At 64.9% G+C, this 16,822-nt stretch carries 19 protein-coding genes; 8 read left to right on the top strand and 11 right to left on the bottom strand.

What is annotated here, in order from left to right; translation table 11 throughout:
* Positions 1–15: 15 nt before the first annotated feature.
* Positions 16–735 (top strand): lysophospholipid acyltransferase family protein, encoded by a 720-nt coding sequence (locus KHO27_RS03610; protein WP_214501218.1) that lies wholly within the window; start codon positions 16–18, stop codon positions 733–735.
* 75 nt (positions 736–810) lie between these two features.
* Positions 811–1,782, top strand: coding sequence for a magnesium and cobalt transport protein CorA (locus KHO27_RS03605; protein ID WP_110698128.1), 972 nt, complete (start codon positions 811–813; stop codon positions 1,780–1,782).
* A 124-nt stretch (positions 1,783–1,906) separates the two neighbouring features.
* Here KHO27_RS03605 and KHO27_RS03600 read toward each other — a convergent pair whose 3' ends face one another.
* The gene (locus KHO27_RS03600) at positions 1,907–2,632 is read right to left on the bottom strand and encodes an amidotransferase (RefSeq protein ID WP_110698126.1); all 726 of its coding nucleotides are present in this window, start codon (positions 2,630–2,632) and stop codon (positions 1,907–1,909) included.
* 528 nt (positions 2,633–3,160) lie between these two features.
* Here KHO27_RS03600 and KHO27_RS03595 point away from each other — a divergent pair.
* Complete coding sequence (locus tag KHO27_RS03595; RefSeq protein WP_110698124.1) at positions 3,161–3,964, top strand: cytochrome c; 804 nt, start codon at positions 3,161–3,163, stop codon at positions 3,962–3,964.
* Positions 3,965–3,984: 20 nt separating this feature from the next.
* Here the strand turns inward: KHO27_RS03595 and KHO27_RS03590 are convergent, their stop codons facing one another.
* From KHO27_RS03590 to KHO27_RS03575, 4 genes are all read right to left on the bottom strand, one after another.
* On the bottom strand, positions 3,985–4,317 hold the full coding sequence (locus tag KHO27_RS03590) for a ribonuclease E inhibitor RraB (RefSeq protein ID WP_102684201.1): 333 nt from the start codon (positions 4,315–4,317) through the stop codon (positions 3,985–3,987).
* Positions 4,318–4,502: 185 nt separating this feature from the next.
* The gene (locus KHO27_RS03585) at positions 4,503–4,739 is read right to left on the bottom strand and encodes a hypothetical protein (RefSeq protein WP_102684200.1); all 237 of its coding nucleotides are present in this window, start codon (positions 4,737–4,739) and stop codon (positions 4,503–4,505) included.
* A 145-nt stretch (positions 4,740–4,884) separates the two neighbouring features.
* On the bottom strand, positions 4,885–6,960 hold the full coding sequence (locus KHO27_RS03580) for an LTA synthase family protein (RefSeq protein WP_214501217.1): 2,076 nt from the start codon (positions 6,958–6,960) through the stop codon (positions 4,885–4,887).
* Positions 6,961–7,146: 186 nt separating this feature from the next.
* A complete protein-coding gene (locus KHO27_RS03575) occupies positions 7,147–7,338 on the bottom strand; it encodes a PLDc N-terminal domain-containing protein (protein WP_023629733.1) in 192 nt (63 codons plus the stop codon).
* A gap of 127 nt (positions 7,339–7,465) precedes the next feature.
* Between KHO27_RS03575 and KHO27_RS03570 the strand changes: the two genes are divergently transcribed.
* Positions 7,466–8,404 carry a ZIP family metal transporter gene (locus KHO27_RS03570; protein ID WP_178081993.1) on the top strand — a complete coding sequence of 313 codons (939 nt, stop codon included), beginning with the start codon at positions 7,466–7,468 and terminating at the stop codon, positions 8,402–8,404.
* Positions 8,405–8,452: 48 nt separating this feature from the next.
* Here KHO27_RS03570 and KHO27_RS03565 read toward each other — a convergent pair whose 3' ends face one another.
* Both KHO27_RS03565 and KHO27_RS03560 read right to left on the bottom strand, forming a co-directional pair.
* Positions 8,453–8,983 (bottom strand): hypothetical protein, encoded by a 531-nt coding sequence (locus tag KHO27_RS03565; protein WP_102684198.1) that lies wholly within the window; start codon positions 8,981–8,983, stop codon positions 8,453–8,455.
* A gap of 60 nt (positions 8,984–9,043) precedes the next feature.
* Positions 9,044–9,565: an ankyrin repeat domain-containing protein gene (locus tag KHO27_RS03560; protein WP_110698120.1), complete on the bottom strand. Its 522-nt coding sequence runs from the start codon at positions 9,563–9,565 to the stop codon at positions 9,044–9,046.
* Positions 9,566–9,833: 268 nt separating this feature from the next.
* Here KHO27_RS03560 and KHO27_RS03555 point away from each other — a divergent pair, with 268 nt between their 5' ends.
* Complete coding sequence (locus KHO27_RS03555) at positions 9,834–10,106, top strand: DUF3509 domain-containing protein (protein WP_046856587.1); 273 nt, start codon at positions 9,834–9,836, stop codon at positions 10,104–10,106.
* Positions 10,107–10,180: 74 nt separating this feature from the next.
* Here KHO27_RS03555 and KHO27_RS03550 read toward each other — a convergent pair whose 3' ends face one another.
* From KHO27_RS03550 to aroC, 3 genes are all read right to left on the bottom strand, one after another.
* Positions 10,181–10,717 carry an oxidase gene (locus tag KHO27_RS03550; protein WP_214501216.1) on the bottom strand — a complete coding sequence of 179 codons (537 nt, stop codon included), beginning with the start codon at positions 10,715–10,717 and terminating at the stop codon, positions 10,181–10,183.
* Positions 10,717–11,871: an MFS transporter gene (locus KHO27_RS03545; RefSeq protein ID WP_214501215.1), complete on the bottom strand. Its 1,155-nt coding sequence runs from the start codon at positions 11,869–11,871 to the stop codon at positions 10,717–10,719. Before KHO27_RS03545 ends, KHO27_RS03550 begins: the two co-directional genes overlap by 1 nt.
* Before the next feature lie 101 nt (positions 11,872–11,972).
* Positions 11,973–13,064: a chorismate synthase gene (gene aroC / locus KHO27_RS03540; RefSeq protein WP_110698114.1), complete on the bottom strand. Its 1,092-nt coding sequence runs from the start codon at positions 13,062–13,064 to the stop codon at positions 11,973–11,975.
* A gap of 127 nt (positions 13,065–13,191) precedes the next feature.
* Between aroC and KHO27_RS03535 the strand changes: the two genes are divergently transcribed.
* Positions 13,192–14,151, top strand: coding sequence for an alpha/beta hydrolase (locus tag KHO27_RS03535; protein ID WP_214501214.1), 960 nt, complete (start codon positions 13,192–13,194; stop codon positions 14,149–14,151).
* A 103-nt stretch (positions 14,152–14,254) separates the two neighbouring features.
* Entirely contained in the window at positions 14,255–15,037 is a 783-nt protein-coding gene (locus tag KHO27_RS03530; protein ID WP_110698109.1) for a hypothetical protein, read from the top strand.
* Positions 15,038–15,104: 67 nt separating this feature from the next.
* Here KHO27_RS03530 and prmB read toward each other — a convergent pair whose 3' ends face one another.
* On the bottom strand, positions 15,105–16,013 hold the full coding sequence (gene prmB, locus KHO27_RS03525) for a 50S ribosomal protein L3 N(5)-glutamine methyltransferase (RefSeq protein ID WP_214501213.1): 909 nt from the start codon (positions 16,011–16,013) through the stop codon (positions 15,105–15,107).
* A 179-nt stretch (positions 16,014–16,192) separates the two neighbouring features.
* Here prmB and KHO27_RS03520 point away from each other — a divergent pair, with 179 nt between their 5' ends.
* Entirely contained in the window at positions 16,193–16,783 is a 591-nt protein-coding gene (locus tag KHO27_RS03520; RefSeq protein WP_031315653.1) for a cysteine hydrolase family protein, read from the top strand.
* Positions 16,784–16,822 lie beyond the last annotated feature (39 nt).

Here is a 16,822-nt window from a genome sequence, read left to right as displayed (position 1 = left end):
GGTGTGAGTCGTACCATGCTTTATATGCTCCGCATGCTCCTGTTGGCGCTGCACTTTCTGCTCGTGGGTGTCGTCGGCCTGGTGATTGGCCTGCTGCGCCCGTTCAATCCCGACAACAGCCGCCTGTTCGCCCGCCTGTACAGCGTACCGACCGCCTGGTTGCTGCGCATCAAGGTCAAGGCCGAGGTCGGCCCGCTGTGGGACCAGCCCCCCGGCTGCGTGATCATCGCCAACCACCAGTCCAACTATGACCTGTTCATCCTCGGCCAAGTCGTGCCGCGCCGCACCGTGGCCATCGGCAAGAAGAGCCTGGGCTGGATCCCGCTATTCGGCCAGCTGTTCTGGCTGGGCGGCAATGTGCTGATCGACCGCAAGAACGCCTATCAGGCACGCAAGGCCATGCAGACCACCACCCGGACCCTGCGCGACGATACTTCGATCTGGATCTTCCCCGAGGGCACGCGCAACCCCGGCGAACAGTTGCTGGCGTTCAAGAAAGGCGCTTTCCACATGGCGATCGAGGCCGGCGTGCCGATCGTGCCGGTATGCGTCAGCCGCTACACCAGGCGCCTGAGCCTGAACAGCTGGCGCCAGCGCACGGTGGTCATCCGCTCGCTGGCCCCCATCGCCACCGCGGGCCTGACCCAACAGGACCTGCCCGCGCTGATAGAGCAATGCCGCAGCCAGATGCAGCATTGCATCGACCATATGGAAAGCGAGCTCACCGCGCCCTGATCGGCGTGCGGACTTGCCCCGTGCCGCTACACAGCCCAAGCTGTGTAGCGTGTTCAATCGGATAAGCGGACAACCATGGGTCGAGTCGTCGCATCGGCGGTGTACAGCGCCGGCAGGAAGGTCACCAACATCAGCCTCGACGAGGGTGCGCAATGGGCGCGCAAGCCCGGGCACTTCGTCTGGATCGGCCTGGAAGAGCCCAACGCCGAGGAACTGGCCAATCTGCAGCGCCAGTTCGGCCTGCACGAGCTGGCCATCGAGGACGCCCTGGAGAAACACAGCCGGCCAAAGCTGGAGACCTTCGGCGATGCCCTGTTCATCGTCACCTACTCGCCGGTGCGCCACGAGGGAAAGCTCGAGTTTATCGAGACGCATATTTTCGCCGGCAACGGCTACATCATCACCTGCCGCAACGGCCACTCGAAGTCCTACGCCCTGGTGCGCCAGCGCTGCGAGGCGCGCCCCTTGCTGCTTGAGCACGGCGAGGACTTCGTGCTCTACGCCCTGCTGGATTTCGTCACCGAAAACTACCAGCCGGTGAGCGAGGCCATCCACGGCGAGATCGAGGAGCTGGAGCAGAGCGTGCTCAGCAACTCGCTCAAGGAAGAAGACATCCAGCGCCTGCACAGCCTGCGCCGCGACATCCTGCGCCTGCGCCGCTACGTGGCGCCGATGGTGGAGGTCAGCGAAGAGCTGCAGCGCCTGAGCTTCCCGTTCATCGACAAGAACATGCGCCCCTATTTTCGCGACGTGCAGATCCATGTCACGCGGCAGATGGAAGACCTGGCCGGGATCCGCGACATTGCCAGCCAGACCATCGAGATCGGCATGCTGCTGGAGTCCTCACGCCAGAGCATCACTCAGCGCAAGTTCGCCGCCTGGGCGGCGATCCTGGCGTTTCCCACAGCGGTCGCCGGGATCTACGGGATGAACTTCGAGAACATGCCGGAGCTGGCATGGCGCTACGGCTACTTCGGCGTGCTGGGGGTGATCGCCCTGGGCTGTTCGGGGCTGTATTACAGCTTCAAGCGTTCGGGCTGGTTGTAACGCCAATCAGCGTGGGAGCGGCGGTTCGCCGCTGCGACTTGTCCCGCGATCACCGGCGAAGCCGGTGCCATACATCGCATCGCGGGGCAAGCCCGCTCCCACGCGACCTCAGTCAACGAGGATCTCAGATCGCGCGACTACCGGGCTGCTGGACGAAGCGCAGCATCCACTCGCCCACCAGATCCCCCTGGTGCTCGGTGGCAAGGCTGGCCACCGCCTTGGCATAGACTTCGTCGCCCAGCGAGGCCTGACGTGCGTCGAGCAAGGCTCGGGAATAGTCGTGGACGAACTCCGGGTGGCCCTGGAAGCACAACACCTGGTCACGGATATGGTAGGCGGCGTTGGGGCAGAAATCGCTCGAGGCGATCACCGTGGCCCCTTCGGGCAGCTCGGTGACCTGGTCCTGGTGGCTGATCAGCAGGGTCAGCTCGGACACCTGCGGGTCCATCCACGGCGCATGGGCCGCCAGGCTGTAGCGGTGGATGCCCACGCCCCAGCCCTTGTCGGCGCGCTCGGCCTTGCCGCCGAGGGTCAACGCCAACAATTGGTGACCGAAACACACCCCCAGCAACTTCTCGCCCCGCTCATACAGCTTGAGCAGGTAGGCCTTGAGCGTCTGGATCCACGGATCATCGCCGAACGAGTCGGCCTTGCTGCCGGTCACCAGGTAGGCATCGAAAGTCCGCTCAGCCGGCGGATAGTCGCCGTTCATCACGTTGTACACATCAAACTCGGCGGCGATCGGCTGGCGTGAAAACAGCTGCTCGAACATCCTTCCGTAGCCCTGGTACTGCGCGATCAACTCCGGCCGCAGGACATCGGTTTCAAGGATGCAGATGCGTAACGACATAGCGGTAGTCCTGAACGACATGTGGGTGGGATTTGCTGTAGAGACTGACGCGAAAGGGCTACACAAGCAAGTAGGATGTCCAGACGAACGGTAGGCCCTGTAACCCTTGGTAACCCTTGCCGCGCACTCGTCTAGCGTCAGCGTGTCAGCGGGGTGGCCAGTGGCCTTAAAGCCATGAGGAATCGACATGATATTTTTTAGAGCGAAGGGTTCTGAAACAGGGATGACGCGGGCCCTAGTGTTGGTTGTATATCCACAAACACGCGGCAAGCAGTGAAGGCGTTCGATCACGCCACTGCGATCGACCCGAAGCCAGACAAGGAAGCCAAGGGTTATTCAGGAATAACAACAAGAAGGCGGTCCGCCATGTTCAGACAATCCAAAGTACGCCAAGCCGGGCTCATACTCTTCGCCACGACCCTGCTGCTGATCCTGCCCAACCTCACCCGGTTGTTCGGTTGATCGCGGCAGTGGCCTTTTCCGACCGTGCATGGGTAACCTGCCGACCTTGATGGTTGGAGATAACCCATGCGCCTGTGCCTTACCCTGCTCTGCTTGCTGATTCCGCTGCCAGCGGCGGCCGCGCAACTGACCCTCGAACTGGGTAACGGCAGCCGGCACTGGCAGAGCGAGCAACTGCTCACCCATCCCCAGGCGCGGGACGTCACTATTGAACAGGACGTTGCCTACAAGCGCACCATGCATTACCGCGCCGTACCGCTGGCAGCATTGCTCGAGGGCGTGAAACCGAGTGACCACTTGCAGGCGGTGGCCCTCGACGGCTTCGCTGCAGAAATGCCCGCCGGCCCGCTGTTGCAGCCAGGCCCGGCACAAGCCTGGCTGGCCATCGAGGACAACGCCCAGCCTTGGCCGCCACTGGGCCAGGGCAAGCCGGGAGCCGGGCCGTTCTATCTGGTGTGGACCCAACCCGAGCAGAGCGGCATCCGCCCGGAGCAATGGCCGTTTCAGATCGCCAGCATTCGCAGCCTGGCACCGGTCGAGGCGCGCTTCCCCGCCCTGTTGCCCGCCCCAGCGCTACCCGATGCGGATCCGGTGCGCCAGGGTTTTGCCCTGTTCCAGCAGAATTGCCTGGCCTGCCACCGCCTCAATGGCGCTGGCGATGCGCACCTGGGCCCTGACCTGAACCTGCCGCACAACCCTACCGAATACTTTCAGCCGGCATTCCTGCGCCAATATCTTCGTGATCCGCAGAGCCTGCGGCACTGGCCGCAGGCCAAGATGCCCGGATTCTCCACCCAGGTGCTGAGCGATCAGGAACTCGATGCATTGCTGGCATACCTGAAACATATGGCCGGGCGCAAACAACGGTAGGGCGCGCGGGGCCGCATTGCCTAGGCAATCGGCCGTTCCTGCTTGACGCCCCACCCCTCGACCTCGCCGCCATGGGGTGACACGAGCCGTTCGAAGGCCTGCTCGAAAGCGCCGATGCCGCCATGGGTGGCGTACATCACCTTGCTCAGCTCAAGGTGCCAGGCACCATCATCGCGCTCGCTCACCTGGGCGCTGAGCGACTCGCCACGGAACTGCACCGCCGCCCGGCGCGCGGCGGCCTCGTCGGGAAACACGGCATAGAACTCGATGGGATGGATGCGGGTGAAATCGAAACCGCCAGCTTTCATCTGGCGCAGGACATTGCTGCTGACGTCGTCGTATTGGCTGCTCATGAAACGTCCTCCTGCAAAGCAATGGATAGACTTTCAGTGCACAAGGCACCTGCCTGGCAAGCGTGCCATGCCTGGCAATTCGAGCTGATGCAAGACGCGAGTGGAATCGACGCGGACCCGCAGATTTGGCCGGCGCCTGTCTCCAGCGTAGTGCCTGTGCAGGCACTGCGCCAGAGCGAGGCGGCTCAGGGTAGCTGGCGAATGGTGGTGATGGTCACGCCGCTCTGCTCCTTGAGCCAGCGTGCCGTGGGGGAAAAGCTGCGGTCCTGGAAGTCATTGAGGTCAAGCTCATCCATGAGCGGGAACAAACTCGAACGGATGGCGCGTGCGGCGTCTTCCTCGCTGGGGCATTGCTCGGCGTTGAGCAGCAGCGTCTTAAGCTCGCCCTTCTGGTCGGCAAAGCTGACTTCCCATGCTTTCATCGATCAGCCCTCGCTGGCACAACGGTGGATTGAACTGCGTACTAGCTTGACCATGGCACAGCGGCAAATGTTCAGCCGCATGCATGAAACCGCATGAAAAAAGCCCGCCGGTCAACGGCGGGCTTCCTGAGACCACTGGGCGCTGCTACTTCGGCGTGCCGTGGACGACACCGGCGGTATTGTCCAGCAGGCTCTTGGTTGCCGTCTGGATGTAGGCCTCGAGTTTCTTGAGCATTTCCGGCTGGTCGGGGCTGTCGATCAGCTCGGCCTTGAACTCGCGGCCCAGCTGGTAGCGGTACATCCGCGGGGTCATGTCCTTGGACTCGATGAGAATGCGGTCGCCCTGCACCAGGCCGACGATCTGCTCGCTGCCCGACGGCTTGATCATGCCCACGCCCTGGTCGCCCTCAGGCAGGTTGAGCAGGTCGCGCCCCCAGCACTGATGGCGGGCCTGGCCACCGAGACGGCCCATGATGGTCGGCACGATGTCGACCTGGGTGCCCACGGTATGGTTGACCGCGCCGAACTTCTCCTGGATGCCTGGGGCGATCAGCAGCAGCGGCACGTTGAAGCGGCCCAGGTCCAGCTCGGTGACCTGCTGGTGGTTGCCGAAGCCGTGGTCGCCGACGATGACGAACAGGGTGTCCTTGAAGTACGGCTCCTTGCGCGCCTTCTCGAAGAACTGGCCCAGCGCCCAGTCGGAGTAGCGCATGGCGGTCAGGTGCTCGTCCAGGCGGCCCTGCCCGGTGACCTTCTCCACCGGCAGGTCCTTGGGCAAGGCGTACGGGGTGTGGTTGGAGAGGGTCTGCAGCAGCGCGTAGATCGGCTTCTTGCCGTCATGCTTGGCCAGCTCTTCGTTGCCGCGGTCGAACATGTCCTGGTCGGACACACCCCAGGTCGGGTCGGAGAACACCGGGTCGACGAAGTCGTTGCGGCCGATGAAGGTGGTCATGCCCTGGTTGCCGAAGAATCCGGACTGGTTGTCCCAGGCGAAGTCGCCGTTGTAGACGTAGACGTCGTCATAGTCGCGGGCACTGAGCAGCGCCGGCAGGCCGGACAGCTTGTGGCCGCCTTCCGGGGTCTGCATCAGGTATTCGAAGCCCGGCAGGTTGGGGAAGCAGGCCATGGTGGCGAACATGCCCTGGTGGGTATGGGTGCCGTTGGAGAAGAAGCGGTCGAACAGCAGGCCCTCCTTGGCCAGCTTGTCGAAGTACGGGGTGATGTTGTTCGGGCTGCCCAGGGCACCGACCGAGTGGCCGGCGAAGCTTTCCATGAGGATCACCACGACGTTCTTGACCCCCAGCGTGTTCGCCGCGGGCGGCACGAAGTCACGGCGGATCGCGGCCTCGTCGGCATCGACCAGGGTGTCGTTGGCGGTCAGCAGCTGCTCGCGCACGGTCTGGGTGGCCAGCGGTTGGTCAAGTACGGGCTTCCAGATATTGGAGCGGTCCTCGCCAAAGCGGCTCTTTGCGGCATCGATCAGGGTCAGGGTGCCGTTCAGGCCCAGTTGGTTGACGAAGTTGGAGTCGGTGGTGAAGGCATCACCCCAGCGCATCGGCGGCCCCTGGCGCAGGGTACCGCGGGCGGCGACCACGGCCACCAGCAGGACCACCATGAACACCGCCAGGCGACCGTACCAGGGCGCCAGCTTGCGGCTGCCCGGCAGCTGGGCGCTGCTGTTGCCGCGGGTCAACCGGTCGATGCCCTTGAACAGCAGGCTCAGCAGCCAGGTGCCGACCAGCCAGGCCAGCAGGTAGCGGACCACCGGGAAACCGTACCAGAGCATGCTCATGACGGTCTTGGGGTCTTCCTTGATGTACTGGAACACCAGGCCGTTCAGGCGCTGGTGGAACTCGCGGTAGAAGTCCATCTCCATCAGGCCGAGGAACATCACCACGCTCGAGGCGATGGTCAGCCAGAAGCGGAACAGGCCACGCCGGGCCATCAGCCAGGGGCTGAGCAGCGCCAGCAGCAACGGAATGCTGATGTACACCACCACGCGCAGGTCGAAGCGCAAGCCGTTGAAGAAGCCTTCGGCGACGGTGGAGTACGGCGTGTCGCCGATCATGTCGCTGTTGTAGGCCAACAGCGCCAGGCGCACCAGGCTGAGCATCAGCATGATCACCAGGCCACTGAGCAACGTGTAGGCCAGGTGGGATTTCAGGGTCGGCGAGAACGAGCCTCGCACGCCCTGTTGCTTCAAGGCGTCCGTGTTAGCCATGAATGGAGAGGTCCTAGGATTGCGGTTTGCGGGAAGGCGAAAGCGCCAATAGCCTGGTGGTCTGGACCTCGTGGGCAAGGTGAGACCAAGGCCGCATTGTGCGGCGCGGATTTTCAGAAATCGAGTGTGAAAATTTTGTCGAGAGTAGCCTGCCCTTACAAAGTTACACAGTTGGGACGTGAGGTTTCAGATCCGCACATTGCCCCGCGGCCCGGCGATCGCCCAGATGATCAGCCCCAGCACTGGCAATAGCAGGATCAGCAGGATCCAGAGCACCTTGATCCCTACCTCGGCGCCGCTCTTGAGCACATTGAGAATGGCCCAGATGTCCAGGGCCAGGATGATCAGGCCGACCAGGCTGTTGAAGGTAGACCCCATGGTGCCGCTCCTGCACGGTGTGTGTGCTGCAGAGCATAGCTGGCTATGGCCCCTATAGAAGGGAATCCTTGGTCGGGAATGCCGGTCAGTGGATAGACTGCTGTTATCCACTGCCCTCGAGGTTCGCATGCCCCCCGCCCACACTCAAAGCGCCGCCCCTGACTCCCTGCTCAGCGCCTGGCGGCAACAGGCCCTGCAGACACCCTGGCTCAGCGCCGGCCTGGTGCTGAGCCTGCTGGCCATCAGCGCATTGCTGCTGGCCAGCATCTGGAACGCGGTCAACGGCGACCATGCCGACCACCTGCACCTGGCAGTGCTCGGCGGCCTGTCCGGTTTCGGCGCCACCGCCCTGGGCGCGGTGCTGGCGGTGATCCTGCGTGACGTCAGCGCGCGCACCCAGGACGTAATGCTCGGCTTCGCCGCCGGCATGATGCTCGCCGCCAGTTCGTTTTCGCTGATCCTCCCCGGCCTGGACGCCGCCCGCGAGATCACCGGTAACGGCCCCGCGGCGGCCTTCACCGTGGTGCTGGGCATGGGCCTTGGGGTGCTGCTGATGCTGGGCCTGGACCGGTTCACTCCGCACGAGCATGAAAGCACCGGCCCCTGTGGCCCGCAGGCCGAGCGGGTGAGCCGGGTGTGGCTGTTCGTGCTGGCGATCACCCTGCACAACCTGCCCGAGGGCATGGCCATCGGCGTGAGTTTCGCCAATGGCGACATGGCCATCGGCCTGCCGCTGACCAGCGCCATCGCCATCCAGGATATCCCCGAAGGCCTGGCCGTGGCCCTGGCCCTGCGCGCCACGGGGCTGTCGAACTTCAAGGCGATGATGGTGGCGATCGGCTCGGGATTGATGGAGCCGCTGGGCGCGGTGATCGGCCTGGGCATTTCCACCGGCTTCGCCCTGGCCTACCCGATCAGCATGGGCCTGGCGGCGGGGGCGATGATCTTCGTGGTGTCCCACGAGGTGATCCCGGAAACCCACCGCAACGGGCATCAGACCGCAGCAACGCTGGGACTGATGGGCGGCTTCGCGGTGATGATGTTCCTCGATACCGCGCTGGGTTGACGGGCCGGTCGCGGAGCCCTTTCCTACGGGCTCCGCGACGGCAGCGGCTCAGATGTGCACTGCCACCTTCAGCGCTTCCAGCGCCGGCTCCACCTTGATACCAACGGCCTCGCCCAGCTCCAGCACACGGGCCAGGTCGTGCTGCCCGACCATGATCATCTGCAGCTCATCGTCGAGCAATTGGCTGAAGTTCAGCAGCACGTAGCCACCGGCTTCCTTGTTCAGCGCGCCCATCTGCACCTGGATGCGGTTGAGCGCAGTCAGCGCCTCGGTGCGCGCCAGCTGCTTCGGTTTGAGGGTGAACGGCACGCTCTTGTCGAACGAGTCGCTGATCTGCTGGAACAGGTCCTGGTAGCTGTCGGCCTGGAACAGCACGGTATCGGGCAGACTGCCGACCACCACCCATTCACCCAGCGGGAACGGGAAGCTGTCGTCGTAGTTGATGTCCGGATTGGCGGCGAGGAAGGCGGCGGGGTCGGCGTAGGCCTCGGCGGCCTCGGCGGCGATGCGCTCGATGTCCTCATCGCGCATGCAACCGGCGCCGATGAGGCTGATGAATTCGAGCAACTGGTCTTTCATGGGGGGGCCTGCGGGTTGGCGTGAAAAGCGCCAAGGATAGCCGCAAAAGCCCCCGGGCAGTTAGCCGGCCAATGCTTCGAGACGTGCCGCGCTATCCACCGCACCCATGGTGCGGGCTGCCATCAGCGCAGTGGCACCGGCGGCATCGCGGTGCGCGGGGTCGGCACCCTGGGCCAATAGATAGTCGATGATCTCCAGGCGGTTGAACATCGCCGCCAGCATCAATGCGCTACGGCCGTCCGCGGCAGCGGCATCCACCGGTACGCCGTGTTCCAGCAACAGGCGGATCATCGCCAGGTCGCCCTTGAAGGCGGCGCCGGCGATGGGCAACTGGCCGTTGTCATTGGCGATCAGCGGGTCGGCACCATGGGCCAGCAGCACCTGCACGGCGTCATGGTGACCGTGGTAGCTGGCCAGCATCAGCAAGGTGTCGCCCTTGTGGTTGCGCAGGTTGGCGGGCAGGCCGTTATCGAGCAGGCGGCCGAGCATTGTCGCGTCGCCGCGGCGGGCGCGCTCGAAGACCTCTTCGGCGAAGGCCGCGGTTTCTTCAGTGGTCATGGTGGCGGGCTGGTGATCGGACATCGGGAACCTCCTGGCATCTGGCAATGGGCCAAGTTTCCATCAGGCAGCAGCGACAGGTCCAAGGTTCAGATTCTATCGGCGGCAGAGAGCCAGGCTATGACCGTGCAAAATGCACTGTGCAAAATGCACGGGCGTGCAGAATGCAATACAGGTACCTGCAAAAACAAATATAACTTATTGATTTATAGGGATTTTATTTTAATCCCAGGCTGGCACGGTCACTGCAACCATCAACTCAAGTCTGCCAGTACAACAGTCAGGAGTTGATATGGACCTCATCCAGCAAAAATTCGCCTCGCTCTTCGCCGCCTACCAGGTTGCCACCCAGCCGCGCCCCGACGGCGGTGTGCTGCTCACCCTGCGCGCCAGCGACGGCGTGGTGACCCGCCGGGTGCTGTCCTATGCGCAACTGCACAGTGCCGAACAGCTGTCGTGGGCCATCAGCGCCATCCGCCGCGACCTTGCCGAACAAGCCAGCGAGCTGCCGGTGATTTCCATGCTGCAGAGCCAGCAACGCTTCGCCCTGCCGACCTACCGCTAAGCGCGTAACCTGTTCGCGGGGCAGCTTCTGCTCACCCTTGGAGGGTGTGAGCAGAAGCTGCCCCGCGAGTTCATTCAGAGTTCATCGAAACCAGCAAATTGCCGCGCCATGGCATCCCCGGTGAAGCGTGGCTGCACACCCTGCTCACTGCCGAACAGACGCAGGGCCAGGCAGAATGGGCTAGGCCCCAGGTCCAGCCAGCGGCGTGTGCCGGCCGGCACCAGCAGCACATCGTCCTTCTCGCACAGCACGGCATACACCGCGCCGCCCAGACGCAGGCTGACCTGTGCACGCCCGCTGATCATCGCGAACACTTCATCGCTGTCATGCACATGTTCATCACGCAGGTCGGCCTGGCTCAGGTCGGCGCCATCGCGGCTGAGCACGCCAAATACCACGCTGCCATGCGTGGTCATCAGTTGATCGAGCGGCCCACGGCACGCCGCGACCACTTCATCCTGGCTGATACCCGGGCGCAGGCGCGCGCGGGACTGCCAGCGGCCGAAGCGCACGCCCTGCTCGGCCAGGGTCGCGGCGATGTCGTCGTGGTGGGTCAGCACCTTGTGCGGCAGGTCCGGACTGGACAGGTCGAATACGCTGAGGATGCTCATCAGGGGTGGTTCCTGCTTTCTTTGAGTCGGAAGGCAATGATAACGGCTGCCGCGAGCGCCGCGACGCTGGCCATACCAAAGGTGAAGTGTGGGCCCAGCAGTTTCCAGCTGTAGCCCGAGTACAGGGCACCCAAGGCACCGCCGGTACCTGACAGCGCCGCATACAATGCCTGGCCCTGACCCTGCTGGCGAGCGCCGAAGCTGGCCTGAACAAAAGCGATGGCCGCTGCATGGAAACAGCCGAAGGTGGCCGCATGCAATACCTGGGCGAACACCAGAACCGCCGGGATTTCGGCCAGGTTGCCCAGCAACAGCCAGCGCAGCGCGGCCAGCAGGAAGCTGGCCAGTAGTACCTTGCGCACCGAACAGCGGGCAAAGATCCGACTCATGACCAAGAACACCAACACTTCAGCCACCACGCCAAGCGCCCACAACAAGCCGATGGCGCCGCGGCTGTAGCCCAGGTGCTCCAGGTGCAGGGTAAGGAAGGTGTAGTACGGGCCGTGGCTGAGCTGCATGAGGGCCACGCACACATAGAAGGCCAGGACCCCAGGCGCCCGCACTTGCCTGAGAAAGCCCCCTGCCCCGCGCTGCTCGGCCTGCTCGACGGGTTGCGCATTGGGCACCCAGAGGCTGGCAACGACGATACCGGCCATGATCGCCACCAGCGCCAGCGGGTAGATGTCCAGGCTCAGCCATTCGAACAGGCGCCCAAGCCCCACCACGGCGAGGATGAAGCCGATCGAGCCCCATAGCCGTACCTGGCTGTAACGTGCAGTCTGGCCGTGCAGGTGGGCCAGGGTGATCACTTCGAACTGGGGCAGTACCGCGTGCCAGAAGAAGGCGTGCAACGCCATGACCAGCGCCAGCCAGGCGTAGCTCTTGCCGAAGAAGATCAGCGAGAAGGTCGCCAGGGTCGACAGCGCGCCCAGGCGCACGATCAGCAGGCGCTGGCCGCTGTGGTCACCGAGCCAGCCCCACAGGTTGGGGGCCACGCAGCGCATGAGCATGGGGATGGCCACCAGTTCGCCGATGCGCGCCGGGGAGAAGCCCAGGTGGTCGAAGTACAGGGCCAGGAACGGCGCGGTGGAGCCGAGCAGGGCGAAGTAGAAGAGGTAGAAGCTGGAGAGGCGCCAGTAGGGGATCGGAGGCATTGGGAAGTCCGTTCAGAGGCTTCCGGCCCTATCGCGGGGCAAGCCCGCTCCCACGCTGGAATTCGTGGGAGCGGGCTTGCCCCGCGATAGGGCCGGGACTGTCAGAGCTGGCCCAGCACCGGGGTGTTGACCCTTACCTCGGCATTCTGCGCCCGGTGGCGCAGCAGGTGATCCATCAAGGCGATGGCCATCATCGCCTCGGCGATCGGCGTGGCGCGGATGCCGACGCAAGGATCGTGACGGCCCTTGGTGATCACCTCCACTGGGTTGCCATCGACGTCGATGGAACGGCCCGGGGTGGTGATGCTCGAGGTCGGCTTGAGCGCCAGGTGGGCGACGATCGGCTGGCCCGAGGAAATGCCGCCGAGGATGCCGCCGGCGTTGTTGCTGAGGAAGCCCTCGGGCGTCATCTCGTCACGGTGTTCGGTGCCGCGCTGGGCGACACTGGCGAAACCGGCGCCGATCTCCACACCCTTGACCGCGTTGATGCTCATCAAGGCATGGGCCAGCTCGGCATCGAGGCGGTCGAAGATCGGCTCGCCCAGGCCCGGCATCACGCCTTCGGCGACCACGGTGATCTTCGCCCCCACCGAATCCTGGTCGCGGCGCAGCTGGTCCATGTAGGCCTCAAGCTCCGGCACCTTGTCCGGATCGGGGCTGAAGAAGGCGTTCTGCTCCACCGAGTCCCAGGTCTTGAACGGGATCTCGATCGGCCCGAGCTGGCTCATGTAGCCGCGCACGCGGATGCCCTGGGTGGCCAGGTACTTCTTGGCGATGGCGCCGGCCGCCACGCGCATGGCGGTTTCGCGCGCCGAGCTGCGGCCACCGCCACGGTAGTCGCGGATGCCGTACTTGTGGTGGTAGGTGTAGTCGGCGTGGGCCGGGCGGAACAGGTCCTTGATCGACGAGTAGTCCTTGGACTTCTGGTCGGTGTTGCGAATCAGCAGGCCGATCGAGCAGCCGGTGGTACGGCCTTCGAACACGCCGGAGAGGATCTCCACTTCGTCCGGCTCCTGGCGCTGGGTGGTGTGCCGGCTGGTGCCGGGCTTGCGCCGGTCGAGGTCGTGCTGCAGGTCCGCAAGGGAGATTTCCAGGCCTGGCGGGCAGCCGTCGACAATGGCGACCAACGCCGGGCCATGGCTTTCGCCTGCGGTGGTGACAGTGAACAGCTTGCCGTAGGTATTGCCGGACATGGACGCTCCGCGAATCAGCCTGAAGTGAACGAAAGCGGCAGTATACGGAAAACCGCGTGAGTGTGGCTCGCGAACCTTCAGGATCAGCCAAGGTCGAATGATCACCTTCCCACCTAGTACCCCGCCCATGAAGTCGCGCCTCGCCGCCCTGCTCCTGCTGCTTTGTACCAGCCTCGCCCAGGCCGCCCCCACCGTGCTGCAACGCCCCATCGACCTGGACACCGGCCAGGGCGTGCTGCACGGCAGCCTGCTGCTGCCCCAGCAGGCCACGCCACCCCCGGTGGTGCTGATCATCGCCGGCTCCGGCCCTACCGACCGCGATGGCAACAACCCAGCCTCAGGACGCCTCGACAACCTCAAGCGCCTGGCCTTGCTGCTGGCCGGCGAACACATTGCCAGCGTGCGCTTCGACAAGCGCGGCGTGGCCGCCAGCCAGCCGGCCACCCCCGATGAACGTGACCTCAGCGTCGAGCGCTATGTCGCCGACGTGGTGGCCTGGGGCCGCGCACTCAAACAGGACCCACGCTTCGGCCCGCTGATCCTGGTCGGCCACAGCGAAGGCGCACTGATCGCCAGCCTCGCCGCGGAGCAGGCCGGCGCCAGCGCGGTGATCACCCTGGCCGGCAGCGGTAGGCCGGTGGCCGACGTGCTGCGCGAGCAGCTGGCCCAGCGCCTGCCGCCGGCGCAATTGCCCGCTGGCGTGGCGCTGATCGACCGGTTGCAGGCCGGACAGACCAGCCCCGACGTTCCCGCGCCGCTGCGCCAGGTGTTCCGCCCCAGCGTGCAGCCGTACCTGATCACCTTGCTGCATCAGGACCCGGCGGCGGCCTTCGCCCGGCTCAAGGTGCCGGCGCTGATCGTCCAGGGGCGCAACGACATCCAGGTAGAGGTGGCCGATGCCGAGCGCCTCAAGGCAGCCAAACCCGACGCGCAACTGGCGTTGATCGACGGCATGAACCACGTGCTGCGCATCAGCCCCCGGGACATGAGCCAGCAGCGTGACAGCTACCGCAACCCCGAGCTGCCGCTGGCGCGTGAGCTGGGCGAGCGCATCGTCCTGTTCATCCAAGGGTTGCCGCAGGCCTGAGACCTGCCCTCAGGTATTGCCCAGGCCTGCCGATAACGCGGCTGAGAAGGCAGTGATCCGCGGCCCACGCGCCCGGCCGCCGTGCACCTGAGGAAAACCCCTGATGACCGATGCCCCCGCCGCCGAGGCGACCGAAGAACAAGCGCCGGAAAGCGCCCCGCAGCCCTGGGCGGACCTTGCCGCCGAGCACTTCCAGCTGCTGCGCCTGGCGCCGATGCCGACCGACCGCAACAGCGGCGCCCGCCCGCTGCGCTTCGTCCAGTTCGGCTACGCCGAGCGCCACGACAAGGCCCACAGCCTGCTGCGCATGGAAATCCGTCTGCCTGGGCAGAAGGTGCGCAAAGAACAGAACCAGCTGGACATCCGTGTCGACCACGAAACGCGCACGGTGCGCATCGGCGACCCGGCCGGCCTGCAGCTCGAGCCCCTCAACCGTGGTGTTGGCCGCTACCTGCTGGCGCAGGCGGTGCAATGGCTGCAGCACCGCTGCTCGCACTACCAGATCGAAGGCATGAGCCTGCCGAACAAGGACGCCCTGAACGAAGACACCCGTCTGCGCCGCGACCATGTGCTGCGCAGCGTCGGCCTGGAGGTGGAATACACCGATGGGCAGTTGCTCAAGGGGCGCCTGGTGGAAACGCCGGTGGGCCAGCTCAAGGGCGGCTGGAACACCGAGAAGGTGCAGCGCGTGGACAACCTCGAGGCGGCCGGCATGCTGCAACAGGCCGAGCAGAACCTGATGGAGAAGGAAGCGCAACTGCGCGAGCGTGACGAACGCGTGGCCAAGTACCGCCGCGAAGACAGCGGGCTGCGCTTTACCATCACCTGCCTGGTGGCGTTCGCTGTGTTCCAGGCCGGTTTGCTGATCTGGATCGCCACCCGCTGATAAGGCCATCGCGGGGCAAGTCCGCTCCCACAGAGATTGCATTCATCCTGTGGGAACGGGCGCGCAGTCAGACCCGCGCCTTGAACAGCTCCTGATGCTGCCGGCACTGCTCGGCCGTCAGCATGAACACCCCGTGCCCACCGCGCTCGAACTCCAGCCAGGCGAAGTCCACCTCGGGATAGAGCGACTCGACGTGCACCTGGCTGTTGCCCACCTCGACAATCATCAGGCCCTTGTCGGTCAGGTGGTCGGCAGCCTCGGCCAGCATCCGCCGCACCAGGTCCAGGCCATCGTTGCCGCAGGCCAGGCCCAGTTCGGGCTCGTGGTGATACTCGGCCGGCATGTCGCCGAAGTCCTCGGCATCGACATACGGCGGGTTGGACAGGATCAGGTCGAAGCGCTGCCCCGGCAGCCCGGCGAAGCCATCGCCCTGCACGGTGTACACACGCTCCTCCAGGCCATGGCGCTCGATGTTCTGGTTGGCCACCGCCAGCGCGTCGAACGACAGGTCGGCCAGTACCACCTCGGCGCCCTGGAACACATCGGCGGCCACGATGCCGATGCAGCCGGAGCCGGTGCACAGGTCGAGGATGCGCGCAGGCTCGGCGGCCAGCCAAGGCTCGAAGCGCTTCTCGACCAGCTCGCCGATGGGCGAGCGCGGTACCAGCACGCGTTCGTCGACGATGAACGACATGCCGCAGAACCAAGCCTCACCCAGCAGGTAGGCGGTCGGCACGCGTTCTTCGATGCGACGCTTGAGCAAGTGCTGCAGGCGTACCCGCTCATCATCCTCGAGCGCGCAGTCCAGATAGCTGTCGGCCACCTCCCAGGGCAGGTGCACCGCGCCGAGCACCAGCAGGCGGGCCTCGTCCCAGGCATTGTCGGCGCCGTGGCCAAAGAACAGTTCATGCTCATGGAAGCGGCTGACCGCCCAGCGGATATGGTCGCGCAGGGTGCGCAGGCGGGATGTGATCACGGGGTACTCCTTTTCAGACAGGACAAAAGTCTAACAGCCCACACCGCACAAATGTTCCCTCCGATGGCCGAATGGATAGCCACAAGCCAGTAACCATGCCGCCTGCACTGTCAACCATTCACATTGGCGCCAAGGCAAGGGAGAATAGGTACACAAAAGCCCTACCCAAGGAGCCCTTGATGTCCGTTCCAACCACGATGTTCCGCCTCACTGGCCGCGACTACCCGCCGGCCAAGCTGAGCCAAGCCAGCCTGATCGTCATCGATGCGCAGAAGGAGTACCTGAGCGGTCCGCTGGCGCTGTCGGGCATGGACGAGGCCGTGGCGAACATTGCCAGGTTGCTCGACGCCGCCCGCAAGGCTGGCCGCCCGATCATCCATGTCCGCCACCTCGGCACCGTTGGCGGTCGCTTCGACCCGCAGGGCCCGGCCGGCGAGTTCATTCCCGGGCTGGAGCCGCGCGAAGGCGAGGTGGTGATCGAGAAGCGCATGCCCAACGCCTTCAAGAACACCAAGCTGCACGAGACCCTGCAGGCCTTCGGCCCGCTGGACCTGATCGTCTGCGGTTTCATGAGCCATTCCAGCGTCAGCACCACCGTGCGCCGTGCCAAGGACTATGGTTATCGCTGCACCCTGGTCGAAGATGCGTCGGCGACCCGTGACCTGGCCCTGAAGGACACCGTGATCCCCGCCGCGCAGATCCACCAGTGCGAGATGGCCGTGATGGCCGACAACTTCGCCTGTGTCGCCCCCACCACCAGCCTGGTCTGAACCACGACCGCCCGGCGGACGGGCGGAACCCCAAGGTGA

Origin of the sequence: Pseudomonas sp. RC3H12 (assembly GCF_018596375.1) — a bacterium.
GTDB lineage: Bacteria > Pseudomonadota > Gammaproteobacteria > Pseudomonadales > Pseudomonadaceae > Aquipseudomonas.
Note: the sequence above shows the minus strand (reverse complement) of the source record. Positions and strands in the feature narration are given on the sequence as shown.